Consider the following 23,907-nt stretch of genomic DNA (forward strand, 5'->3'; position numbering starts at 1 on the left):
GACAACACCGCGCGGATCCTCGACGTGAAATACCACCTGCTGCTGCCGTCGGTGTCGCACGTGGGCACGATCCTCGACAACTACCAGTGGGAGACGATCCTGCGCTGCGTGGCCGCTCACCGGTCGTATCGCTGGGTGTACGACGTGCAGTACAAGCCGATGAACATCGCCGACTACCTGATCCTGAACGGCCGCATGCCGCGCTCGCTGCGCTATTGCTACGGGCGCGTGGTGTCGAGCCTGAACCTGCTCGCGAAGGATTACGGCGTGACACACCCGTGTCACGACACGGCCACGAAGATTCTGCAGATGCTGTCCGACACCTCGGTCGAGCGGATCTTCAAGAGCGGCCTGCACGAGTTCCTGACCGACTTCATCGGCCGCAACAACAGCCTGGGGATCGATATCGCCCAGGCCTACAACTTCGACTGAGACTTGCCATGCGACTCGCCATCCGACACATCTCGCGTTATCAGTTCGACGATCAAGCCACCCATGCGCTGCAACGGCTGCGGCTGCGCCCGCAATCGGGGCCCGGGCAGACGGTGCGCGCGTGGCAGGTCACGATCGACGGCGTCGAGCCGACGCTTTCCTATGCGGACGGATTCGGCAACCGGATCGACCTCGTGCGCCACGACCGCGGCGCGAAGAACGAGGTCGTCGTGGTCGCGGCCGGCGTCGTCGAGACGCAGGACCGCGCGGGCATTCTCGGCCACCCCGAGGGCTATGCGCCGCCGTGGATCTTCGAGCGCGAGACCGCGCTCACGAAAGCCGGCGACACCGTGCGCGAGCTCACGCAGGCGCTGCCGATCGAGCCGCACAGCCTCGATGCGCTGCACTGGCTGATGACGGAAGTGCACGACCGCATCGCATACGCGCCGAACCTGGCCGACGCGCCGGTCGATGCCGAAACCGCGCTGCAAAGCGGCGAGGGCACCAGCCGCGACCATGCGCACGCGTTCATCGCGGCCGCTCGCGCGCTGAAGGTGCCCGCGCGCTACATCTCGGGCTACGTGCTCGCCGACAGCGCGATGCAGCGCATCGCCGACGCGAAGCAGAGCGCGAGCGACGAGGATGCCGAGGAAGCGCTCGCGCTGCAGACGGGCGACGGCATGCAGCAGGTGCTCGGCGCATCGCATGCCGCACAGTCGCAGGGCTTGCCGCAGGCGGCACTCGGCGCGCAGCCGCAGGCCGTCGCGCTGATGCAGCAGCCGGCCGGTCACGCGTGGGCCGAGGCGTACGTCGAAGGGCTCGGCTGGGTCGGCTTCGATCCGTTCATGAACCGCTGCCCGGACGAGCGCTACGTGCGCATCGCCGTGGGCCTCGACTATCGCGACGCGCAACCGGTGACGGGGATTGGCGCGAGCGCCGTCGGCATCGAGATCAGCGTCGTGCAGTCGCCCGAACTGGTCTGACGCATACCTTCTCCGAACCCGCCGTGCCGTGCCGCCGCAGCGACGGCGACGCGGCGCGCGCGGCCGGTCCAACCCGAACCGAGCGGCTCTCCCATGCCCATTCACGTCGCGCTGCATCACACCACCCGCTACCGCTACGACCGGCCCGTCAACCTCGGGCCGCAGATCGTGCGGCTGCGGCCCGCGCCGCACTGCCGGACGCCGATCGTCGCGTATTCGATGACCGTCGAGCCCGCGCAGCACTTCATCAACTGGCAGCAGGACCCGTTCTCGAACTATCTCGCGCGGCTCGTGTTTCCGGAGCGCACCGAACACTTCGAGATCACGATCGACCTGGTTGCCGAGATGTCGGTGTACAACCCGTTCGACTTCTTCCTGGAAGCCAGCGCGGAGCAATACCCGTTCAGCTATGACGATGCGCTGAAGACCGAACTCGCGCCGTACCTCGCTTGCGATCCGCAGACGAGCGCGGCGCCGCTGTTCCGCGCGTATCTCGACGGCGTCGACCGCACGCCGGCCGGCACCGTGAACTTCCTCGTCGCGCTGAACCAGCAGCTGCAGCACGACATCGGCTATCTGGTGCGGATGGAGCCGGGCGTGCAGACGCCCGAGCAGACGCTCGAGCTCGCGTCCGGGTCGTGCCGCGACAGCGCGTGGCTGCTCGTGCAGCTGTGCCGGCATCTCGGCATCGCCGCGCGTTTCGTGTCCGGCTACCTGATCCAGCTCACGCCCGACGTGAAGGCGCTCGACGGCCCGAGCGGCACGTCGGTCGACTTCACCGACCTGCACGCGTGGTGCGAGGTCTACCTGCCGGGCGCGGGCTGGATCGGTTTCGATCCGACCTCGGGCCTGCTCGCCGGCGAAGGACACATCCCGCTCGCGTGCACGCCGCAGCCGACCAGCGCCGCGCCGGTGGAGGGGCTGATCGACGAATGCGAAGTGTCGTTCGAGCACGAGATGGTGGTGACGCGCGTGTACGAATCGCCGCGCGTGACGAAGCCGTATACCGAGCAGCAATGGGACGCCGTGCGCACGCTCGGCGCGCAGGTCGACGGCGCGCTGACGGCCGGCGACGTGCGGCTGACGCAGGGCGGCGAGCCGACCTTCGTGTCGATCGACGATCGCGACGGCGCCGAATGGAACACCGATGCGCTCGGCCCGACCAAGCGCGGCTATGCGACCGAACTCGTGCAGCGGCTGCGCGCCGAATACGGCGAAGGCGGCTTCCTGCATTTCGGGCAGGGCAAGTGGTATCCGGGCGAGCAGCTGCCGCGCTGGGCGCTGTCGATCTTCTGGCGCGCCGACGGCCAGCCCGTGTGGCACGACCCGTCGCTGTTCGCCGACGAGCGCGAGCCGTCCGCGTGCACGACCGAGGACGCGAAGCGCTTCATCGACGCGCTGGCCGCGCGCCTCGGACTGACCGACGAATTCGTGCGGCCCGGCTACGAGGATGTCTGGTACTACCTGTGGCGCGAGCGCCGGCTGCCCGTCAACGTCGATCCGTTCGACTCGCGCCTCGACGACGAGCTCGAGCGCGCGCGGTTGCGCAAGGTGTTCGACCAGCATCTCGACAGCGTGGTCGGCTACGTGCTGCCGATCAAGCGCACGGACGACGCGCCGGGTCTCGACGGCCCGCGCTGGCAGACCGGCCCGTGGTTCTTCCGCGACGAACGGATGTACCTCGTGCCCGGCGATTCGCCGATGGGCTATCGGCTGCCGCTCGATTCGCTGCCGTGGGTCGCCGGCGCCGACTATCCGTACCTGGTCGAACGCGATCCGTTCGCGCCGCGCGACGCGCTGCCGGACGCGGCCGCGTTCCGTGCGCGTCATGCGGGTGCGGCCGACGCGCCGCGTTACCTGGCCGGCGTGCATCGCGAAGCGTCCGCGCAAACGGTCATGCAGTTGCGCAGCGACGGCAGCGCCGCCGGCGACCGGCACGCGCATGCCGCGCAGGACCCGCAGCGCCACCCCGAGCGCTTCGAATCGGCCGCGTGGATCACGCGTACCGCGATGTGCGCAGAAGTGCGCAACGGCATCCTGTACCTGTTCATGCCGCCGCTCGCCGCGCTCGAGGATTATCTCGACCTGCTCGCGGCGATCGAGCTGACCGCGCAGGCCCTCGGCGTGAAGCTCGTGCTCGAAGGCTATCCGCCGCCGCGCGATGCGCGGCTCAAGCTGCTGCAGGTCACGCCCGATCCCGGCGTGATCGAGGTGAACATCCATCCGGCGAAGAGCTTCGACGAACTCGTCGGCCAGACCGAATTCCTGTACGACGCCGCGTGGCAGTCGCGGCTGTCCAGCGAGAAGTTCATGGTCGACGGCCGGCACGTCGGCACGGGCGGCGGCAACCACTTCGTGCTCGGCGGCGCGACGCCTGCCGACAGCCCGTTCCTGCGCCGCCCGGACCTGCTCGCGAGCCTGATCGCCTACTGGCACAACCATCCGTCGCTGTCGTACCTGTTCTCGGGGCTGTTCATCGGTCCGACGAGCCAGGCGCCGCGCGTCGACGAGGCGCGCAACGACCAGGTCTACGAGCTCGACATCGCATTCGCGGAAATCCAGCGCAACAAGCTGCTGTACGGGCAGGACATGCCGCCGTGGCTCGTCGACCGCGTGCTGCGCAACCTGCTGATCGACGTGACCGGCAACACGCACCGCAGCGAATTCTGCATCGACAAGCTGTATTCGCCGGATTCGTCGACCGGGCGGCTCGGCCTGCTCGAACTGCGCGCGTTCGAGATGCCGCCGCATGCGCGGATGAGCATCGTGCAGCAACTGCTGCTGCGCGCGCTGGTCGCGCGCTTCTGGGCCGCGCCGTATACGACGCCGCTCACGCGCTGGGGCACCGCGCTGCACGATCGCTTCATGCTGCCCGCGTTCCTGAAGATGGATTTCGACGACGTGCTGGCCGAGCTGCGCGACGCCGGTTTCGCGTTCGATTCCGCGTGGTTCGCGCCGCATTTCGAATTCCGCTTCCCGCTGTTCGGCCAGATCGCGGTGAACGGGATGCAGCTGTCGCTGCGCGGCGCGCTCGAGCCGTGGCACGTGATGGGCGAGGAGGGCGCGCCCGGCGGCACGGTGCGCTACGTCGATTCGTCGGTCGAACGGCTCGAAGTGCGCGTGACCGGGCTGAACGACAACCGCCACGTCGTGACCGTCAACGGCCGAGCGTTGCCGCTACAGCCGACCGGCACCGTCGGCGAATACGTCGCGGGCGTGCGCTACAAGGCGTGGGCGCCGCCGTCGGCGCTGCATCCGACCATCGGCGTGCATGCGCCGCTCACGTTCGACATCGTCGATACGTGGCTGCAGCGCTCGCTGGGCGGCTGCCGGTATCACGTCGCGCACCCGGGCGGGCGCAACTATGCGACGTTCCCGGTCAACGCGTACGAGGCCGAGAGCCGCCGGCTCGCGCGTTTCGTCGCGATGGGGCACACGCCGGGGCGGATGGACGTGGCGGCCGCCGCGCCGAGCCGTGAATTCCCGTTCACGCTCGACCTGCGACGGCCCTGATCGTCGGATGAAAGGACGCACGACGATGCGCGGTTTCCGACCTCCCGGCGCGCCGGGAGGAGTGCTAGGATGCGGGCAGACTGCGGCCGCCCGCCGCGTCTGCCGTGCCCGGACGACGGTGCGGCGGCGCGCGGGCACCGCTGCCCCCTGACGACGGAACGATACCGACCGTGCCGCCCATTCACCCCGACGATCTCGCCGACGCCGACGCGATGCCCACGCTTTTCGATACCGGCGCGCAGCCGGACGCCGCGGAACTGGCCGCCGCGCTCGCGGCGCCGGCCGCGGCCGGCCGCTACGACGAACTGCGCGGCAGTGCCGCCGGCCTCACCGCGCCGCTGCTCGCCCCCGCATGGCGCAGCTTCTTCACGTCGATCGGCAGCGACGGCGTGGCCGACCTCGACCGCCGCGCCGACGCGCTGCAGCGCCGCATGCGCGAGAACGGCCTGTTCTACCAGCTCCACGAACAACGCGCGGGCGACGGCGCGGCCGGCCCGTGGTCGCTCGACCTGCTGCCGCTGATCGTCACGCCCGAGGACTGGGTCGCGATCGAGCGCGGCGTGCTGCAGCGCGTGCGGCTGCTGAACGCGACGATGGCCGATTTGTACGGACCGCAGACGATCCTGCAGCGCGGGCTGCTGCCGCCCGCGCTCGTGACCGGCCACCCGGGCTACCTGCGCGCGATGCGCGGCGCACGCGTGCCGGGCGACACGTGGCTGCACGTCGTCGCGTTCGATCTCGCGCGCGGCCCCGACGGCCAATGGCGGATCGTCGCGCAGCACACGCAGGGACCGTCCGGCCTCGGCTATCTGCTCGAGAACCGGCTGATCGTGTCGCGGCTCTTTCCGCGCGGTTTCCGCGGGCTGCGCGTGCAGCGGCTCGCTTCCGCGTACCGGTCGCTGCTGCAGAGCATGCAGGCGCTCAGTCCCGCCAGAAAGAATTCGCGGATCGTGCTGCTGACGCCCGGGCCGCACAGCGCGACCTACTTCGAGCATGCGTATCTCGCGCGCTACCTCGGCCTCACCCTCGTCGAGGGCGGCGACCTGACCGCGCGCGACAACCGCGTCTTCCTGAAGACGCTGCGCGGGCTCGAACCCGTGCACGGGATCCTGCGGCGCGTCGACGACGCGTGGCTCGATCCGCTCGAACTGCGTCCCGATTCGATGCTCGGCGTGCCCGGCCTGCTGCAGGCCGTGCGGGCGGGCAACGTGCTGCTCGCGAATGCGCCGGGTTCGGGCTTCCTCGAGTCGCCGGGCATGCTCGGCTTCATGCCGCGCCTCGCGGAAGCGCTGCTCGGCGAAACGCTGACGCTGCCGGCCGTGCATTCGTGGTGGTGCGGCGAGGCAGCCGCGTGCGGCGACGCGCTGCCGCAGCTTGCGCGCAGCATCGTGAAGCCGTCGTATCCGCCCGAGGTGCAGGCCGGCGGCGCGTTCGACCCGGTGATCGGCGCGCGGCTCACGCCGGCGCAGCTGGCCGAATGGCGTGCGCGGATCCTGGCCCGGCCCGAGCATTACACGGTGCAGGCCGACCTGCCGTTGTCGCAGGCGCCGACCTGGCCGGGGCACGACGCGTCCGACGGCAGCGGTGGCGCGCGCATCGTGCCGAAGCCGCTGCTGCTGCGCGTGTTCGCGCTCGCCGACGGCGCGCAGCGCTGGCGGCTGCTGCCGGGCGGACTATCGCGGGTCGGCACGCGCGATACGCTGTTCAACGCGCCGATGCCGCGCGGCGGCAGCACGGTCGATACGTGGGTGATGACCGAAGGCATCGTCGATTCGACGACGCTGCTGCAGACGCGTCTCGGCCCCGACGATCTGGTCGAGCGTCCGCGCGCGATCGCGAGCCGCGCGGCGGAGAACCTGTTCTGGCTCGGCCGCTATACCGAGCGCGCGACCAACCTGATGCGTCTCGCGCGCGCCGCGCTCGAACGGCTGCGCGGCGAGGACGACGTCGACAGTCCCGCGCATCTCGAGTTGATCGACACGTTGTGCCGCGACACCGGCCTGATCGCGCCCGACGCGCCGAACGCCGTCGATGCGCCGCGTGCGTTCCAGTACGCGCTCGCGACGTCGCTGACGCGCGGCGCGGACCGCACGTCGGGCATCGCGTCCTGCCTGTTCGGGATGCGCGGCGCGGCTGCGGCGATCCGCGAACGGCTGTCGAGCGATCAGTGGCGGCTGATCGACGACGCGACGCAACTGTTCGCCGACAGCGCCGATCATCCGGAAGCCGAGGAGCAGATCGGCAACGAGGCGCTGCAGTTGCTGGAGCGCCTCGGGCTGCTGCTCGGCGCGATCACCGGCGCGCAGACCGACAACATGACGCGCGACGACGGCTGGCGGCTGTTGTCGATCGGGCGGCAGATCGACCGGCTGGACTTCCTGTGCAGCGTGCTGAAGTTCGCGTTCGACGAAGGCGCGGTGCACCGGCAGGACGGCTTCGAACTCGTGCTGGAGCTGTTCGACAGCACGATCACGTTCCGCTCGCGCTTCCAGCGCGGCTTCGACGTCGCGCCGCTGCTGTCGCTCGTCGTGCTCGACACCGACAATCCGCGCTCGCTCGGCTGGGTCGTGCAGGCGTTGCGCGGCCGGCTGACGAAGGTCGAGCGCAGCGAGGGCTATGCGCTGTCCGAACTGGCCGAGACGATTCCGGACGTGCCCGCGTGGTCGCTGCACGAACTGTGTGAAACCGGAGATGATGGTCGGCACGACGCGCTGCTCGATGCGCTCGACACGACCGTGAAGGCCGTGTGGGATCTGTCGAACCGGATCGGCGAGCGGTATTTCAGCCACGTTCGCGAGGCGGGCAGGACGCTATGGTGACGCCGAAACACGCGGCGAAGACGCCGCCCGCGGCAGCCCCCGGCAGCGCGAAGCAGACAGCGGCGGCGGTCGTGCCCGCGGCCTCGAATGCATCGGCCACGTCGGCCACGCCGACGACGTCGGCCGGTCGTGTCCTGCGCGTCACGCACGACACCGAATATCGCTACGCGGCGCGCGTCGAATCGGCCCAGCACCAGGCGCGGCTGCAGCCGCTCGCGACGCCGCGCCAGCAGGTGCTGTCGTTCGCGCTCGACATCGAACCCGGACCGGAAACGGTCGGCACCGAGATCGACGCGTTCGGCAACGCGCGCGCATCGTTCGCGCTGAACCAGCCGCACGATGCGCTGCTCGTGCGCAGCCGCAGCACGGTGCGCGTGAGCCCGCCCGTCTGGTCGCAGGGCGCACGCGGCGCGCCGCCGCCCGCGATCGCGCATCCCGACCCCGAGCACGCAACCGCATGGGAGGCCGTGCGCGACCGCCTGCGGTTTCGCGCGGGGCAGCCGTACGACGCGGCGAGCGAGTTCGTGTTCGCGTCGCCGCACGTGGCGTGCGATCCCGAACTGGCTGCGTATGCGGCCGCCAGCTTCACGCCGCAGCGGCCGCTCGTGCAGGCCGCATGGGACCTGATGCGGCGGATTCACGCCGACTTCGCGTATACGCCGAACAGCACCGACATCACGACGACGGCGCTCGATGCATTGCGATTGCGCAAGGGCGTCTGCCAGGATTTCGCGCACGTGATGATCGGCGCGCTGCGCTCGCTCGGGCTCGCCGCGCGCTACGTGAGCGGGTATCTGTTGACGCAGCCGCCGCCCGGGCAGCCGCGGCTGATCGGTGCGGACGCATCGCATGCATGGGTCGACGTGTACGACCCGGCGTGGCCCGAAGACGGCGGCTGGCTGCAGCTCGACCCGACCAACGACCGCGCGCCGGGCGACGACTACGTGATGCTGTCGATCGGCCGCGACTACGCGGACGTGACGCCGCTGCGCGGCGTGATTCGCGGCGGCGGCGCGGATCAGGAGCTGAAGGTCGGTGTGACGGTCGAGCCGCTCGATGAGGCGCTCTAAGGCCTGATGCGCCGGCCGCCGGACGTTTAAGTCGTCGTTAATACTGCCCGCCTAGCATGGTGTCGCCGGCGAACGGATCGGACCCGATCCGGCGCCGGCGGCACGCACGGGTGCGTCGACGTCACGGCGCCGCGCCGTCGCGCGTCGCCATTCCCTTGCAACGGCGGCAGACATGATCAAGAACTTCGACTACACGCTCGGCAACGAGACGATCGAGCTTTGCGCGAGCTTCGGCGCGGGCCCGGCGTTCCGCCGCGTGCTCGTGAGCCGTGCGGATTCGATGGAAACGCTCGTGGTGCTCGACGCGCGTGGCCTGTCGGGCCTGCTGAAGGTCGCGACCGAGGAGCCGGAAGGGTTGCTCGACGATGCGATCCGCAAGGTTGGCGATGAACGACTCGTCGAGCGGGCGATCAGCGGCCGCACGATCGTCGAAGCGGCGCTCTGAGCGGGGCGGCGCGCGCCGCGTGGTATTGCGCGGTATGTGCTGCGTTGCTTGCGCTTACGCCGCGAACCGGTCCGTCGCCGCGAGCAGCGCCTTCAGGATGCCCGGTTCGTTGTATGCGTGTCCGGCATCCGGCACGATCTCGAACCTCGCGTCGGGCCATGCCTTCGCGAGATCCCACGCGGTGCGTGCGGGCGTCGCGATATCGTAGCGGCCTTGCACGATCACGCCCGGAATCCCGGCGAGGCGATGCGCGTCGCGCAGCAACTGGCCCTCCTCGACGAACCCGCGATTCACGAAGTAGTGGTTTTCGATCCGCGCGAACGCGAGCGCGTAGTGGCCGTCCGCGAAGTGCGCGGCCAGCGCCGGGTCCGGCAGCAGCGTGATCGTGCGGCCTTCCCAGAGGCTCCATGCGCGCGCGGCTTCGAGCTTCGCGGCTTCGTCGTCGCCCGTCAGCCGGCGATGGTACGCGGCCATCAGGTCATCGCGCTCGGCTTGCGGAATCGGCGCGAGGAATTCTTCCCACAGGTCCGGGAACAGCCACGACGCGCCTTCCTGGTAGTACCACAGCAACTCCGCGCGGCGCATCGTGAAGATGCCGCGCACGACGAGTGCGCCGACGCGTTGCGGATGCGTCTGCGCGTACGCGAGGGCGAGCGCGCTGCCCCATGAGCCGCCGAACACGAGCCACTGTTGCGCGCCGACCATCTCGCGCAACCGCTCGATGTCGGCTACCAGGTCCCAGGTCGTGTTGTTGTCGAGGCTCGCGTGCGGTGTGGAGCGCCCGCAGCCGCGCTGGTCGAACAGCAGGATGTCGTAGCGCTCGGGATCGAACAGGCGGCGATGGTCGGGGCTGCAGCCCGCGCCCGGGCCGCCGTGCAGGAACACCGCGGGCTTGCCGGACGGGTTGCCGCAGCGCTCCCAGTAGATGCGGTGGCCGTCGCCGGTGTCGAGGTGGCCGTGGGCGTAGGGTTCGATCGGTGGGTACACAGGCAGGCTCCGGGTGAGGGTCGGCAGGGCGGCGGACGAGGCACGGGCCGGTGGGCGATCGAAATACGGCAGCGCCGGTCTCGCGGATATTGCGGCGCCGCAGATTCGTTGTATCGGCATCGGCCCGGCAGCCGCCGGGCAAGGCTTGTCATTATGCCCATTCATTCCGGCCGCTGCGTGCGATGGCGATGCCGGTGGCACGGCGCGGCATTGCGGCCGGCATGCTCGGCGGAATTTTTTGAGCAATTTCATTCGGATATTTTTCATACAAAATCCCGGCGGCATATCGGCGTGCCGCGCGCGGGCGCCTGCCGTCGCATTGCCCCTCCACGTGCCAACGGGAACCAGCCGATGAACCATCGCGTCACGCAGTTGACCGGGTTGCGCGCCGTCGCGGTGACGATGGTCGTCGTCGGCCATGCCGAGCACGTGCTGCCGGGCGGCTACACCGGCTGGCTCGCGCCGCTGCGGCTGGTCGCCGACGGCCGGCTCGGCGTGCTGATCTTCTTCGTCCTCAGCGGCTTCCTGATCACCAACGTGCTGCGCGCGGAGTTCGCGCGCACCGGCGGGATCGCGCTCACGTCGTTCTACGTGCGCCGCGCGCTGCGGATCTGGCCGGCATGCTACGTGTATCTTGCGACCGTCGGCGTGCTCGCCGCCGTCGGCTGGCTCGACGTCGGGCGCCGCCAGTGGCTGTATGCGGCGCTGCATCTGTGGAATTACTCGGCATGGTTCGGGCTGAGCGGCGACAACGTGCTGCACCCGGACGGCGCGTGGTATCTCGGCCATTTCTGGTCGCTCGCGCTCGAGGAGCAGTTCTACTGGTTCTGGCCGCTGCTGTTCGTGTTTGGCGCCCGCCGTCGCGGCACGCGCTGGCTGGCCGCGCTGATCCTGGCCGTGCCGCTCGCGCGCGCGCTCACGTATTTCGTCGCGCCGGCGCTGCGCGGGCAACTCGGGATGATGCTGCATACGGGCGTCGATCCGATCCTGATCGGCTGCTACGCGGCGCTCGAACGCGAACGGCTCGAAGCATGGATCGGCTCGTGGCGCGGCGAGACGCGCATCGTGACGGCGCTCGTCTTCATCGTGCTGTTCGGGATGCCGCTTGCCGAACATCGGCTCGGCGGCTTCTGGAATGCGACCTACGGCGTGACGCTCGAGGCCGCGCTGATCGCGATCGTGATCGTCGTGCTGAATTTCCGCAGCGAGTTCTGGTGCGCGCGGTGGCTGCGGGCCGCGCCGATCGTGTTCGTCGGCTCGATCTCGTTCAGCCTGTATCTGTGGCAGCAGCCGTTCGCGAACCCGGATCTGGCGGTTCCGCACGCGTTCCCGCTCGGCATCGTGTGGGCGCTGCTGGCCGCGATGGCCAGCTACTTCCTCGTCGAGAAGCCGTTCCTGCGGTTGAAGGATCGCTATACGGCGCGCGAGGCGCGACGCATGCGTGGCGACGCGTTGCGGATGCCGGCGCCGCCGGCAGATCCGATCGGGCCGAAGGTGGCGGAGTAGGCGGGCCTGGCGTGACCCGCTTGCGGCCTCACTTGAAACGCTTCAGCGCCTCGGGCGAATACCAAAAGGTACTGAACATGTCGATCCCGTACGATTTGCCGTCGTATTTGACGACCGTGCGCGCGGTTCGCTTGCCCGTATCCGAGTAGCTGTCGTCGTCGCGCTATCAGGGAAACATGCCGTTGGCGCGGCTGCATTCCTACCCGAAGCTGACGGTCAGAGGTCAGCAACGCTTCCGGGGCGACATCGCGGAGTGGGGCTTGCCGCCTGAAATTAGAGAGTAGTACGCCATTTGGGTGCACGTCTCGCTGCGGTCAGCGTTCCGTAGAGGCTGTTTCCGGCTGATTGCATCAGTTCAGATTCAGACCGAATGTGCGCGAACCCAGCGCGACTTTCCAATACGATTCGCGCCGGATCACCTCCTGGCGGGATGTATCTGCCGGCAACACTTCGAGCAGCGTGAACCGGAGATCCAGTTCGCGTCCAGGCGTAGCGGCGAGCAACTGCGCAAGCAGCTTGTTGCCTCCGTGTCCTGTGGTCGCATAGTTGCTCCAACGCTGTAGCACCCCTTGTGCGCCGGAGGCCGAACCCACATAGTGTTGGCCGCCGCGCTCGTCCGTGATCAGATAGATTCCGGACACGCCAGCCAACCCCTGTTGCCAGGCTGCGTCACGCAGTGCGATCCGCAGTTCCGCCATAACGAGTGAGACACCAGTGAGTCCCTGGAACGGCACCGCCGATTCGAGCTGTGCGGTGACGCTGTACCGGCGGCCCATCCGCATAGGAAATTGACTGCAGGAGCCTGGCTTTGCCTCGTGCGCAATTTGCTCGATTGGTGAGTTGGTTGTCCGGCGTACTCGCTGGGTTTTCTCCGGTCGCAGGACACGCCGCCAGGCCACTTCCTTTCCGGTCCACTCGATTTCGAGCTTCAAACGCAGATCGGCAAGCAGATCGAGTTCGCGCAAATCGTGGTAGTAGCCGCCCCAGTTCTCGTGCAACGGCTCAAAGCTTCCCTCAAGTAGTCCCCGACGAATCGCCTCGCCGGGCGACAGCACACCGTCGACACGCCAGACGCCCAGAAGCAGGGCATGGCCGGGCCGATTGCCGTAAAACGCTACGAGCAGGCTTCCCACGGGCATCTCTCTGGGCTGCATCGCCTGATACAGATTCAGTGCGCGCGTGCCGATATATTTCACGAGGGGATACCGCTTATCCTTGTGGCGCATCAGAGTGATTTGCTGTGCGGCTGGATCGACACCGGCGTTCTTTAGAAGGTCTAGTAGGTCTTCAAACATGGGACTCGACTGTAACTGCATACCGACGATGACGGCAAGCGACCGTCGCTCCGACACCGCAAACTTTAGTCCCTCCAAGAACGCGTAAAGACCGCAAAATCGGCGGCTGCTCTTGGTTGCCGATTCAACTGGTTGCCTCGTCGGTCAGCATCGACCGGTTGAATCCGCCGCCAGAAGCGGCCATTCGCACGTAGACTACCGCGAACGTCCGAGTATCGCATCGACTCCGGGCACCGACATGTACGCGTCAACTGCATATATTCCTGGCTGACCAGCCTTCGTGAGCAGGGCAGTTCAGCGGATCCGATCGCAGGTCACACGGTTTTGCCGAGGGGGCGCTTCGGCGTTGCGATCCTGGCCGCCTGCAATTGCGCTCACCTGCTCGCGCCCATTCGATTACCGCGCGCCTGCAGAAATGGAAAGCTTGCAAAGCAAAGTTGGCTTGCGAGGCCGATCGCGCCGGGCACAGACCAAAAGCCGGCAAAGTACTCGAGCACGGTCCTTCCAAACAGGAGTCCGTTGGTGCACAACTCCGCAATCGTCAATGTGGCCAGGGCGATCGCGCCCATCAGCAACGCCTCGTTGGTATCCGTCAGGAGGTCGTGTTTTTTCGTGCTCCAGTGCGACACGTACCAACTCGCGGCCAGCATGAACGGCGCTTCGAGCGATACGGCTGCCGTCTCTCCCAGCAGCCGCACAAGCAGCAGGACGCGCATCGCCCCGAAGGCGAAGCCGATCGCAAAAACGATCAATGCATAAAGGCAGCCCGCTTCCGCGCAGGTTGCCCATCGGGGGCTACGATGTGAGCACCGCGTCACGGCGTCTTGCGTTTTTGATATGGAAGGAGATCAGCAAATGCAAAGATCGGTGTGCCCGAAGCCTTGTGAATAATCGAGCACCGAAATGACTATCGGAATCACGCGAAATATCCGGACCTCGTCAGGAGACGGCATCGGCATTGGCAGCGCGTGCATGTCCGGATACTTCAGTGGAAGCATGTGCAAGACCTTCTCTGCTTCGGCACGATCAGTTACCGGTTGTGCACGTGCCGCCATCGACAAACCGGTAATCGCCATCAGATCCGATGTGTCGTGGTCGATCGTGAGCGATACCCGGTCGTCGCGGGCCAGATTGGCCGCCTTCTGGCTTTCCAGGCCGCAAAGGAAGTAAAGCGTCAGTCCCTGGCTCACGTATCCGACGGTGGTCGCCTGCGGCCAGCCGTCCGGCCTTAGCGTGGCGATCGTCATGATTCGGTGCTGATCCAGCAATGACAGGATCTTTTCCTTGATCTGCTCGTCCATGGATCACCTTCCAGTTCGTGAAATCCTATCCTGTCCCACCGGGTCATCCGGCGCTTGATGCAAATCAAATACCGAAGATGATCGACTTCGAGACGCACGGCGCGCAAGCGTGAGCGGCCCGCCTGCACGACCTGCCGCGCAGGCCGCGATTCACGCCGACCGCAATTGACTCAGATCAACGGAGCCGGCATTTGCCTGACACAGGTTGACGTGGCAGGCTAGATAGTCGACAACGCGCGCCGAAAACGGCCCGGTGCGGAGATACGGGTGTTGAGAATTCAAGCGATGAAGGGAATTGCCTTTGCGTCTGGATGCGTGCCGAGTCGCGTGTCGCCGTGGCGGTTTTCAGTAAGTCTCGCTGTGGAGGATTTGGGGCTGCGCTGGGGGCTCGGAATCGCAGTCCAAAGGGGCGTTGCGAATTTTCCATTGCCGCTGCACGTGAACAACATTGCGCGTCAAGTCACTGCATGCGCGCCGCACTCTGGCACGGCAGCCGCGACAACTTACGGGAATTTGGCATGGACAGGCGAACTTTCTTCGTCGGCGCCGGCGGCGCCTTGATGCTGGCAGGCGGCGCGACTGCCTGGATGTCGTCCGTGGGATCGATGGCCGACTATCAGGCCTATGCAAAGCGCCTGCGTGCGGCTCTGACAATGCCGCCGAGCCTTGGCGGCCTCATCCGCTATGCGACACTTGCCGCCAACAGCCACAACACGCAGCCTTGGCGGTTTCATGTCGGCGACGGGTTCATCGACATTCTGCCGGACCTCTCGCGCCGCACACCCGCTGTCGACCCGGACGACCATCATCTGTTTGTGAGCCTTGGATGCGCGGCGGAAAACCTCGCCATCTCGGCTGCAGCAACGGGCTGGCCTGGAGAGGTTCAGATGGCTTCCGGCGGAGACGGCGCACGTTATGCATTCGTACGCGGATCGATGAGGGCGAGTTCGCTTTTTGCCGCAATTGCCAAACGACAATCGACGCGCGCGGAATATGACGGGCGTGCCGTTCCTGCCGCCGATCTCGCGTTCCTCGAGCGGACGGCTGCCACGCCCGGCGTTCACTTGACCCTCATCACCGACCGAATGGGGATCGACAAGGTCAGAGATCTGGTGGTAGCCGCCAACGACATTCAAATGGCGGATTCGGCTTTCATGAGCGAACTGAAGCGATGGATCCGGTTCAACCCACGCAGCGCCATGTCGTCGGGCGATGGCCTGTTCTCCGCTGCAAGCGGGAATCCAGTGCTGCCGAGCTCCCTTGGACGCTTTGCGTTCGAACGGTTCTTTGACACCCGAACCGAGAACGACAAATATGCCCGCCAAATCGATTCGTCGGCAGGCATTGCCGTGTTTGTTGGCGATCGGGAAGACAAGACGCATTGGATCAGGGTCGGCCAGGCCTGTCAGCGCTTCGCGCTGACAGCGACAAACCTTGGGATCAAGGTCGCCTTCGTCAATCAGCCCGTCGAGGTCGCTCGCCTTCGTCCGCATCTGGCAGGCATCGTCGGCGATACCAGCCGGCGACGGCCTGATATCGTCATGCGCTTCGGCTATGGACCGACCCTGCCATTCTCGCCCCGCCGTCCCGTGGAGACTGCGCTGGCTTGACGCCGCCGGTATTGACGCGCTGTTGACGTCAGGCGAGCGTCGGCCAATTGCCGCTGTTCAATCCAATCATGGGGCCTTTGCACGGGCCAAAGCGGAATGCGCGCAGTTCGTCGACGCGGTTCGCCGGGAAATCCTGGAATACTTCGACGTGACCGACAATCAACCGGACTGGAAGGTCGTGCTGCGCAATGACGACAGCGATGAGCTGTGGGCGGAAGTCAACCGGCAGCGCAGCGGGTTGGGAACCGGCGAAGTGCGTGGAGATCTCTGATCATTGCTTGCAGTCGCATGTGCCCGCTGCCGGAAAGGCTCACTCCACCAGCAATTTCGCGCTGTGGCGCGACAAGATCCCGACGAACTGGTCGGGGGGCTGTGGCCGCGCGAACAGGAAACCTTGCCCCTGATGGCAACCGATCTCCTGCAGGAAGGCCAGTTGTTTTTCCGTCTCTACGCCCTCCATCACGACATCGAGCCCGAGCGCGCGGCCCATTGCAACGATCGCGCGCACGATCGCATCGTCCGTGCTGCCCGAACCGCAGTCCGTGAGGAACGACCGATCGATCTTCAGCGTATCGACGGGCAGATCCTTCAGATACACCAGCGACGAATATCCCGTACCGAAATCGTCGATCGCCAGGCTGATCCCCCGGATCGCCAGTTCGCGCAGCAGGATGCCGATTTCCTCGCGGGTGTTCATCGCCATGCTTTCGAGCAACTCGAGCTGTAAGCATTCGGTCGGCAACGCGGTTTCGCTGAGGATGGTCGTCAGGTCGCTGAGGAAATGGTCGGTAAGGCATTGCCGTGCCGACACGTTCACCGCCACACGCCCGAACTCGAAGCCCGCGTCGAGCCATCGGCACGCCTGGCGGCAGGCTTCATGGAGCACCCATCGGCCGATCGGGACGATCAGCGCGGACCGCTCCGCGAGCCCGATGAAGTCGCCCGGCGGTACGAGCCCCCTGCGTGGATGCAACCAGCGCAGCAACGCCTCCACGCCGACGATCCGGCCGCTGGTCAGATCGTATTGCGGCTGGTAGAACAGGCGGAATTCATTCTGCTCGAGCGCGCGGTGCAATTCGCCGAGCATATCCAGCTGCTCGATCGCCGACGACGTCATCTTGCTCTCGAAGAACTGGAACACGTTCCTGCCGCGACTCTTCGCGCCGTACATCGCCTGGTCCGCAAGCAGGATCAAGTGCTCCGCCTCGATCCCGTCGTCAGGATAGATGCTGATGCCGATGCTCGGTGTCACGAAGATCTCGTGGCCACCGATATCGATGGGCCGCGCCACTTCGTCGAGCAGCGTGCGCGCAATGCGCCCGACGTCGCGGACGTCGTCGAACTCCTCCAGCACGAGCGCGAATTCGTCACCGCCCATGCGTGCCACAGTGTCGTTCGCGAGCACTTCCGCGACGATGCGTCCCGCGACGATCTTCAACACCTCGTCGCCGGCGTTGTGGCCGAGCGTATCGTTGACCAGCTTGAAGCGGTCGAGATCGAGGTACATCACCGCGACCTTGCGACCGAGCCGCTTCGCCTGGACGATCGCGTGCGCGAGCCGCTCCTCGAACAGCGCCCGGTTCGCGAGATTGGTTAGCACGTCGTGCGTGGCGAGATAGCCCAGCCGCTCTTCCGCCTGGCGCCGCTGCGTGATGTCGGAAAAGATCGCCGCGTAGTGGGAGATCCCGCCTGCGTTGTCGCGAATGCTGGTGATCGTCAGATATTCGAGAAACAGCTCGCCGGTCTTGCGGCGATTCCAGATTTCGCCTTGCCAGTGGCCATCGGTCGTTAGCGAATGCCACAGCTGCTTGTAGAACTCGGGCGTCTGGCGCCCTGAACTCAGCATGCTTGGGTTGCGCCCGATCACTTCGTCCTCGGTGTACCCGGTCAGGCGCGTGAAGGCCCGGTTGACGCGCTCGATCTTCGCGTGCCGGTCGGTCACCATGATGCCTTCGAGCGCCGATTCGAACACCCGATCCGCCATGCGCAGGTTGAAGCGGGCGAGACCCAGTGCTTCGTCGCGCTCGCGCAGGGCGCTGCGCAGCTCGTTCGCGTATTCGTGCTCGATGCTCTGCAGCACGTCCGCGAAACAGAGCAGCCCGGTGAGCCTGCCGTCCTCGTCCTGGATGCCGACGTGTCGCATATTGTGCTCGGTCATGAAGCGCTGCGCGGCATACAGACTCTGCCGGGCGGACAGCATCTGCAGCGGCTTGCTGGCGAAGGCGCCGACCGCGCCTTGGGTTCCGCCGTCCGCCAGGAGCCGGACGACGTCCCGTTCGGTCAGGATGCCGCGCTCGCCGTCGTCGTAGCCGACGAGGATCGCATCGAGCCGTTGCGCGCGCATCTGCGCGATGACTGCGTGCAGCGCGGCATGCTCGGGCACTACGACGGGCGGATGGACGGAGATCGATTCGATCGGCTTCAGGTGGAGGAAAAATTCCGGCCCCTGGTTCACGACGACGTCGGTCTGCGTCAGCACACCGATCGCGGCGCCATCCCGGACCACCACGAAGTGCCGCACGCCCGACTGCGTGAACTTCATCGCAGCTTCACCCAGCGGTGTATCGGCCTCGAGCGTCAGCACCGGATGGCTCATCACCTCGCTGACCGGCCGATCGAGCCCGCGCGGATTGTCGCTGGCCGACAGTGCATCATGCTCGGTCCAGATCCCGACGACCTGGTCATCCTGCATCACGACGATCGAGCTGCAGTGCTCGGCGAACATGCGTCGCGCGACCTCCCGCACCGGCGTGGCGGGTGCGCAAGATAGAATCTGACGCGCGATCAGGCGCGCGATCGGAACATCGTAGCTGTTCGGATACATTTTCTAACCAACACGAAAAAACCTTGCCGGCGCATGGTGATCCGGCAACCTGCGGGCTCGTCTGCGGCGGCCGGCAAGATCTGATTCCGCTCGCCTCGAATGGTTGCGTACTCATCGAATTCGCAAGCGGGGTATTGCCCCCTCGCTCGAGGCATCGTGGCGGCGAGCGCGGTGCCGTGACCCCCGGCACCCCATTCGACGATCCGATGTCCAGCGCACCCAAACGCCGGAGCATCGCCGTCTCAAGAGCGGCCATCCTGCGTTAACGACAGGTTCGGACAAGAGTTGAGTGCCATGACGGCATCCGAGCTGCGTGGCGGCAAGTCGAACGGCTGCGGGCAGGGGTGACACGTCGATGCTCACGCTACTTCCCGAACAACAAAAAAGGCCCTTGCGGGCCTCTTACGGATGAAGGGGTGAGCAACGTTCATTGCGTCAACGCGGCAAACCCCTCCAGCAACCGCTCGACATCAGCCGCTTGAATCGCGCCCATCGTCGAGATCCGGAACAGTTCCTTCGACAACCCGCCTTGCCCCGCATAAATCACGAAGCCGCGCGCCTTCAGCCCGTCGTGCAGCGTCTCGTACGTGACGCCTTGCGGCAGCCGGTACGCACGCAGCACGACCGACGACGCGCCTTCCGGCAGCACGAGCGCCATCCCGCGCGCCGCGAGCCCGGCCTGTGCCTGATCGGCGAGCGCCTTGTAGTGCGCATGGCGCGCCCGCCAGCCGCCGGCCTCGTCGAACTCGCGCAGCGCCTCGACGAGCGCGTAATACGCGTGCACGGACGGCGTGAACGGCGTATTGCGCTGATCCTGCAGCTTCGCGAGCCGGCCGAGATCAAGGTAATACGTGCGGCTCGCCGCCTTCGCGAGCGCGCTGCGGCGCACGATCACGAACGCGGCGCCCGGCACGCCGTGCAGGCACTTGTTCGCGGTCGCGGCGACCGCGTCGATCACGCCGCCGGCGAAGTCGATCGCTTCGGCGCCGAAGCTGCTGACGCCGTCGACGAGCATCTTCACGCCGCGCGCACGGCACACGTCGGCGATCGCGCCGAGGTCGTTCAGCCGGCCGGTCGTCGTTTCGTGATGAATCACCGCGACGTGCGAATAACCGCCCGCGTCGAGACGCGCGGCGATCTGCGCGAGATCGGGCGCCTGCATCCATTCGTGCTTCAGCACCTCATGCGCGATTCCGTACTGCGTCGCGATCTGCGTGATGCGCTCGCCGTACACGCCGTTCTCGATCACGAGCAGCTTGCCGTCCTGCGGCACGAGCGCCGCGATCATGCTCTCGACGGCGGCGGTGCCCGAGCCGGTCATCAGCACGGCGGCCCATTCGGCCGGATCGAGCTCGTACGCGGCGACGAGGCGCGCACGCGCTTCATCCTGCAGATCGAAGAATTCGCTTTCGCGATGGCACAGGTCGGGTTGCAGCAGGCTGCGGCGCACGCGTTCGGTGAGCGTGACCGGGCCGGGATTCAGCAGCAGCATCAATGAGCTCCTTCGGCGTGGGCTTCAGCCTGTGCGGCGCCGATATGCCGCATCAGGCGGGTCTTGACCTCGACCGGCGTGACGGTCGGGCGGGGCAGGCCGTCGGGCACGCCCGTGCGGATCGCCACGCGCACGAACTGCGCACCGTCGGCCCGCGCGGCGAGCGTTGCATCGAGCACGTCGAGCGTGTCGCCTTCGACCGCCGACGCATAGCCGCATGCGGCCGCGACACCCGCGAACGACACATGCTGCGACACGGTCGCCTGGCCGCCCGTCGATTCGTGTGCGCCGTTGTCGAGCAGCACGTGCGTGAGGTTGGCGGGGCCGTAGGTGCCGAGCGTCGCGAACACGCCCATGCGCATCAGCGCGGCGCCGTCGCCGTCGACGGCCACCACGCGCAGGTCGGGGCGCGCGAGCGCGAGACCCAGCGCGAGCGGCGTCACGCAGCCCATCGAGCCGACCATGTACAGCTGGTTCGGGCGGTCGTCGATCGCATAGAGCTCGCGGCCGCAGAAGCCGGTCGACGCGAGCACGACGGTCGAATCGACCGGCGTGTGCGCGATCACGCGCTGCAGCGCGTCGTGGCGCGTCGGCCACGCGTCGGCCGACGCGGCACGCGACGACGCTTGCGCGGCGACATGCGCGCGCGGCGCTGCCGCCGGGTTCGCCTTCAGCTCATAAGGCGCGACGCTGCCTTTCTGCATCACGAGCGCGTACGGGCGGCCCGTCGCGTCCATGTGCGCGATCGCGCGGTCGAGCGCCGGGCCGACCTGTTCGGGGTCGGTCGGGAACGTCTCCCACGGGATCTCCATCGTGTCGAGCATCGCCGGCGTGATCGGCCCCATCAGCGCGTGCTGCGGCTCGTCGGCGACACCCGGCTGGCCGCGCCACGTGACGATCAGCAGCTGCGGCAGCCGGAACGTCCAGGTCAGCGACGTGAGCGGGCTCACCGCGTTGCCGAGCCCCGAGTTCTGCATCATCGCGATCCCGCGCTTGCCGCCGAGCGTGGCGCCCGCGATCAGCGCGACCGCGTCGCCTTCGTTCGCGGCCGACACGTAGTGCAGCGTCGGGTCCTGCAGCACGTAGTTGATGAACGGCGTCAGGTACGAGCAGGGCACGCCCGCGTACCAGTCGAAACCGCGTTCGCGCGCGGCCTCGACGAACTGGGCCGCTTCGATCATTGCGCGCCCCCGTTGCCGGCGCCCGGCTCGGACAGCGGCGTCTGGCCGTGCGCGAAGTCGCCCGCGCGGCGGAAGTCTTCCAGATCGTTGACGCCGCGCCAGTGGCCGTGCACGTACTGGACCTCGATCTTCTCGCCGGCGGCGATCAGCTCGTTGAGCAGCGACGGGATGTCGAGCGTGTCGAAATCGGGGCGTGCCTGCAGCGTCGCGAGCATCGCCTTCAGGCGGTCGACGCCCGCGCCGCGCACGTTCAGGAGACCGATCCAGCGGCCGTGCGGCGTGCCGGCGGCGACGTCGCTCGACACACGTTGCAGATACGTCTTCTGGCCGAACAGGCCGCGGTCGTCCGCCGCCGAGCACAGCGCGAAGTCGCGCACGCTCTGGTTGGTTTCCGTGAGCGACGAATCGACGACGACGCTGAACTCGGCCTCGCTCTCCGCGAGGTCGCGCACGATGTAGCTGCGGAACAGCAGGTCGCCGTACGAGATCACGGTGTCGCCGGTCAGGCGTTCGGCCGCACATGCGAGCGACGCGAGTTCGCCCGTCTGCGCATGGCGTTCGTTGACCACGAGCTTGATGCCCGACGTGTCGATCGCGTCGGCGCGATAGCCGCCGACCACGGTGATGTCGTTCACGCCGTGCGTCTTGAAGCCGTCGACGAGCCAGCGCAGCAACGGCTTGCCGGCGACCGGCAGCATGACCTTCGGCTTGTCTTCGGTGACGGCTTCGAGGCCCTTGCCGCGGCTCGCGGCGAGCACGATCGCGGCGTTCGACGCGCGCGACGACGACGACAGGTAGATGCGCTCGGCGGCCGAGTACTCGTCGGCGTCCTGCAGGCGGAAGATCTCGTTGACCGATGCAACGCGGTCCTCGACGTTGATCAGCGTTTCGCTCTCGTGGATCTCGCGCGCGGTCGCCTGCATCGCGGATGCCGACGCGCGGATCAGGTGGTTCGCCCAGATCACGGTGCTGATGCCGGCCTGGCGGAACACGTCGGTCGGCGTGCTGTAGTACTTGGTCGGTACGATCACGAGCGGCGCCTTGCCGCTCCATTCGCGCGCGAACTGCAGGATCTCGTCCGGGCGCGACAGCTTGCTGTGGATCAGGATTGCGTCGGCGCCGGCTTCCGCGTACGCGTTCGCGCGACGCAGCGCCTCGTCCATCCCCCAGCCTGCGATCAGCGCTTCGACACGCGCGACGATCGAGAAGTCGGGATCGGTCTGCGAATCCTTGCCGGCCTTGATCTTGCCGCAGAACTCGTCGATTTCCGCGAGCGGCTGGCGCTCGCCGCCGATGAAGCTGTTGGTCTTCGGGAACTGCTTGTCCTCGATACAGACGCCGGCGATGCCGCGCTGCTCGAGCTTCTTCACGAGGCGGCGCACGTTGTTGAAGTTGCCGTAGCCGGTGTCGCCGTCGAGCAGGATCGGCAGGTCGCTCGCGTCGGCCATGAACTCGAGCACGTCGACGACCTGCGTCCAGCTTGCCTCGTTGTTGTCGCGCACGCCGAACTGCGCGGAGATCGCGAGGCCCGATGCCCAGATCCCCTTGAAGCCCGCTTCGCGGACGATGCGCGCGGACAGGCCGTTGTGCGCTTCCATCAGGAATTCGAGTTCGCTGCTGACGAGCATGCGGCGCAGGCGTGCGCTGCGCGATTCGGAGAAGTTGGGTTCGCGTGCGTTCATCGTGCGGCTCCGGCGGTCGTGCGTTGAATCAGGGGGAGAATTTCTTGCGTCGCGCGCGCGACGTCGTTCGGGAAGTCGATCTCGATCCACGGCGAACCCGTGACGTCGGCGACGTCGAACGCGTGGCCGCCTTCGAGCAGCAGGTCGCGCACGGCTTCCTCGTGCGGCATGTTCGCGCGGCCGCTGTCGACGTAGTCCGCGACGATTTTCGCGAGGCGGCGCGCGGTGCCTTCGGTGAAGCGGAAGAAGCCGACCGACTCGCCGATCGTGTCGTAGTCGAGGTCGACCGCGAGCTGCTTGCGCAGCTCGACCGGCACGCCGTTCTTCAGGCACAGCTTGACGGGCTCGTCGCCGGCCTCGAAGTCGCGATCGATCAGCAGGCGGTCGACCGACTTGTCGGCATCGGCGACCAGCGCGTGCAGGATGTTCTCGTCGTACAGCACGTCGGCGTCCATCAGCAGCACGTCGCCGCCGCGCGTCATCGCATCGGCGATGGTGTGCACGGTCAGCACGCTGCCGAGGTCATAGCGCTCGTTGATCACGATCTCGGCGGTGCGGCCGAGGCGCTTCAGTTCCTGCTCGACCTTCTCGTGCTGAAAGCCGAGCCCGAGCACGATTTCATCGACGCCCGCGGCGTCGAGCACACGCAGATGGCGCTCGAGCAGCGACACGTCGTCGAAGCGCAGCAGGCACTTCGGGAATTGCGCCTCGGGCGGTTGTTGCAGGCGCAAGCCGAGGCCTGCCGCAAGAATGATGGCTCGCATGGG

General features: G+C 67.1%; 17 protein-coding genes and 2 pseudogenes. 9 read left to right on the top strand and 10 right to left on the bottom strand.

The window, feature by feature from the left end:
* From DIE17_RS00005 to DIE17_RS00030, 6 genes are all read left to right on the top strand, one after another.
* A partial coding sequence (locus tag DIE17_RS00005) for an alpha-E domain-containing protein (protein ID WP_148092714.1) occupies window positions 1-432 on the top strand: 432 nt, incomplete at its 5' end.
* A gap of 8 nt (window positions 433-440) precedes the next feature.
* Complete coding sequence (locus DIE17_RS00010; RefSeq protein WP_124485049.1) at window positions 441-1,415, top strand: transglutaminase family protein; 975 nt, start codon at window positions 441-443, stop codon at window positions 1,413-1,415.
* 93 nt (window positions 1,416-1,508) lie between these two features.
* Window positions 1,509-4,928 carry a DUF2126 domain-containing protein gene (locus tag DIE17_RS00015; protein ID WP_124485048.1) on the top strand — a complete coding sequence of 1,140 codons (3,420 nt, stop codon included), beginning with the start codon at window positions 1,509-1,511 and terminating at the stop codon, window positions 4,926-4,928.
* A 212-nt stretch (window positions 4,929-5,140) separates the two neighbouring features.
* Window positions 5,141-7,747, top strand: a complete 2,607-nt coding sequence (locus DIE17_RS00020) for a circularly permuted type 2 ATP-grasp protein (protein WP_124485088.1) — start codon at window positions 5,141-5,143, stop codon at window positions 7,745-7,747.
* Window positions 7,741-8,817, top strand: coding sequence for a transglutaminase N-terminal domain-containing protein (locus DIE17_RS00025; RefSeq protein ID WP_124519689.1), 1,077 nt, complete (start codon window positions 7,741-7,743; stop codon window positions 8,815-8,817). Before DIE17_RS00020 ends, DIE17_RS00025 begins: the two co-directional genes overlap by 7 nt.
* A 172-nt stretch (window positions 8,818-8,989) precedes the next feature.
* On the top strand, window positions 8,990-9,262 hold the full coding sequence (locus DIE17_RS00030) for a hypothetical protein (RefSeq protein ID WP_124485046.1): 273 nt from the start codon (window positions 8,990-8,992) through the stop codon (window positions 9,260-9,262).
* A 54-nt stretch (window positions 9,263-9,316) separates the two neighbouring features.
* Here the strand turns inward: DIE17_RS00030 and pip are convergent, their stop codons facing one another.
* The gene (gene pip / locus DIE17_RS00035; protein WP_124485045.1) at window positions 9,317-10,249 is read right to left on the bottom strand and encodes a prolyl aminopeptidase; all 933 of its coding nucleotides are present in this window, start codon (window positions 10,247-10,249) and stop codon (window positions 9,317-9,319) included.
* 351 nt (window positions 10,250-10,600) lie between these two features.
* Between pip and DIE17_RS00040 the strand changes: the two genes are divergently transcribed.
* Complete coding sequence (locus DIE17_RS00040; RefSeq protein WP_124920473.1) at window positions 10,601-11,755, top strand: acyltransferase; 1,155 nt, start codon at window positions 10,601-10,603, stop codon at window positions 11,753-11,755.
* Window positions 11,756-11,783: 28 nt separating this feature from the next.
* Here DIE17_RS00040 and DIE17_RS37765 read toward each other — a convergent pair.
* The 4 genes and pseudogenes from DIE17_RS37765 to DIE17_RS00060 all read right to left on the bottom strand — a co-directional run.
* A pseudogene (locus DIE17_RS37765) lies at window positions 11,784-11,918 on the bottom strand (multidrug ABC transporter ATPase); the annotation flags it as partial.
* Between the two features lie 187 nt (window positions 11,919-12,105).
* Window positions 12,106-13,050 (bottom strand): GIY-YIG nuclease family protein, encoded by a 945-nt coding sequence (locus DIE17_RS00050; RefSeq protein WP_124519686.1) that lies wholly within the window; start codon window positions 13,048-13,050, stop codon window positions 12,106-12,108.
* A gap of 374 nt (window positions 13,051-13,424) precedes the next feature.
* Window positions 13,425-13,802 (bottom strand): hypothetical protein, encoded by a 378-nt coding sequence (locus tag DIE17_RS00055; protein ID WP_124665758.1) that lies wholly within the window; start codon window positions 13,800-13,802, stop codon window positions 13,425-13,427.
* A 96-nt stretch (window positions 13,803-13,898) separates the two neighbouring features.
* Entirely contained in the window at window positions 13,899-14,351 is a 453-nt protein-coding gene (locus tag DIE17_RS00060) for a pyridoxamine 5'-phosphate oxidase family protein (RefSeq protein ID WP_124519684.1), read from the bottom strand.
* A 467-nt stretch (window positions 14,352-14,818) separates the two neighbouring features.
* Here DIE17_RS00060 and DIE17_RS00065 point away from each other — a divergent pair, with 467 nt between their 5' ends.
* Window positions 14,819-15,961 carry an Acg family FMN-binding oxidoreductase gene (locus tag DIE17_RS00065; RefSeq protein ID WP_260426172.1) on the top strand — a complete coding sequence of 381 codons (1,143 nt, stop codon included), beginning with the start codon at window positions 14,819-14,821 and terminating at the stop codon, window positions 15,959-15,961.
* Between the two features lie 73 nt (window positions 15,962-16,034).
* Window positions 16,035-16,232, top strand: a pseudogene (locus DIE17_RS00070) (ATP-dependent protease); the annotation flags it as partial.
* A gap of 39 nt (window positions 16,233-16,271) precedes the next feature.
* Here the strand turns inward: DIE17_RS00070 and DIE17_RS00075 are convergent.
* The 5 genes from DIE17_RS00075 to DIE17_RS00095 all read right to left on the bottom strand — a co-directional run bounded on the left by DIE17_RS00075 (window position 16,272) and on the right by DIE17_RS00095 (window position 23,904).
* On the bottom strand, window positions 16,272-18,785 hold the full coding sequence (locus DIE17_RS00075) for an EAL domain-containing protein (protein WP_124920474.1): 2,514 nt from the start codon (window positions 18,783-18,785) through the stop codon (window positions 16,272-16,274).
* A 427-nt stretch (window positions 18,786-19,212) separates the two neighbouring features.
* Entirely contained in the window at window positions 19,213-20,277 is a 1,065-nt protein-coding gene (locus DIE17_RS00080) for a 2-aminoethylphosphonate aminotransferase (RefSeq protein ID WP_124920475.1), read from the bottom strand.
* Window positions 20,277-21,458 (bottom strand): phosphonopyruvate decarboxylase, encoded by a 1,182-nt coding sequence (gene aepY / locus DIE17_RS00085; RefSeq protein WP_124485036.1) that lies wholly within the window; start codon window positions 21,456-21,458, stop codon window positions 20,277-20,279. Before aepY ends, DIE17_RS00080 begins: the two co-directional genes overlap by 1 nt.
* Window positions 21,455-23,140 carry a phosphoenolpyruvate mutase gene (aepX, locus tag DIE17_RS00090; RefSeq protein WP_124920476.1) on the bottom strand — a complete coding sequence of 562 codons (1,686 nt, stop codon included), beginning with the start codon at window positions 23,138-23,140 and terminating at the stop codon, window positions 21,455-21,457. The genes aepY and aepX overlap by 4 nt, the downstream gene beginning before the upstream one ends.
* Window positions 23,137-23,904, bottom strand: a complete 768-nt coding sequence (locus tag DIE17_RS00095) for an NTP transferase domain-containing protein (protein WP_124920477.1) — start codon at window positions 23,902-23,904, stop codon at window positions 23,137-23,139. Before DIE17_RS00095 ends, aepX begins: the two co-directional genes overlap by 4 nt.
* Between the last annotated feature and the right edge of the window lie 3 nt (window positions 23,905-23,907).

Origin of the sequence: Burkholderia sp. Bp9099, assembly GCF_003857805.1 — a bacterium.
Lineage (GTDB): Bacteria > Pseudomonadota > Gammaproteobacteria > Burkholderiales > Burkholderiaceae > Burkholderia.

Bases quoted from the DNA above. Each gene is read 5' to 3' on its own strand.
- DIE17_RS00010 (WP_124485049.1), top strand. From the start codon at position 441: ATGCGACTCGCCATCCGACACATCTCGCGTTATCAGTTCGACGATCAA.
- DIE17_RS00015 (WP_124485048.1), top strand. From the start codon at position 1,509: ATGCCCATTCACGTCGCGCTGCATCACACCACCCGCTACCGCTACGAC.
- DIE17_RS00020 (WP_124485088.1), top strand. From the start codon at position 5,141: ATGCCCACGCTTTTCGATACCGGCGCGCAGCCGGACGCCGCGGAACTG.
- DIE17_RS00025 (WP_124519689.1), top strand. From the start codon at position 7,741: ATGGTGACGCCGAAACACGCGGCGAAGACGCCGCCCGCGGCAGCCCCC.
- DIE17_RS00030 (WP_124485046.1), top strand. From the start codon at position 8,990: ATGATCAAGAACTTCGACTACACGCTCGGCAACGAGACGATCGAGCTT.
- DIE17_RS00040 (WP_124920473.1), top strand. From the start codon at position 10,601: ATGAACCATCGCGTCACGCAGTTGACCGGGTTGCGCGCCGTCGCGGTG.
- DIE17_RS00050 (WP_124519686.1), bottom strand. From the start codon at position 13,050: ATGTTTGAAGACCTACTAGACCTTCTAAAGAACGCCGGTGTCGATCCA.
- DIE17_RS00060 (WP_124519684.1), bottom strand. From the start codon at position 14,351: ATGGACGAGCAGATCAAGGAAAAGATCCTGTCATTGCTGGATCAGCAC.
- DIE17_RS00065 (WP_260426172.1), top strand. From the start codon at position 14,819: ATGCGCGCCGCACTCTGGCACGGCAGCCGCGACAACTTACGGGAATTT.
- DIE17_RS00075 (WP_124920474.1), bottom strand. From the start codon at position 18,785: ATGTATCCGAACAGCTACGATGTTCCGATCGCGCGCCTGATCGCGCGT.
- DIE17_RS00080 (WP_124920475.1), bottom strand. From the start codon at position 20,277: ATGCTGCTGCTGAATCCCGGCCCGGTCACGCTCACCGAACGCGTGCGC.
- aepY (WP_124485036.1), bottom strand. From the start codon at position 21,458: ATGATCGAAGCGGCCCAGTTCGTCGAGGCCGCGCGCGAACGCGGTTTC.
- aepX (WP_124920476.1), bottom strand. From the start codon at position 23,140: ATGAACGCACGCGAACCCAACTTCTCCGAATCGCGCAGCGCACGCCTG.
- DIE17_RS00095 (WP_124920477.1), bottom strand. From the start codon at position 23,904: ATGCGAGCCATCATTCTTGCGGCAGGCCTCGGCTTGCGCCTGCAACAA.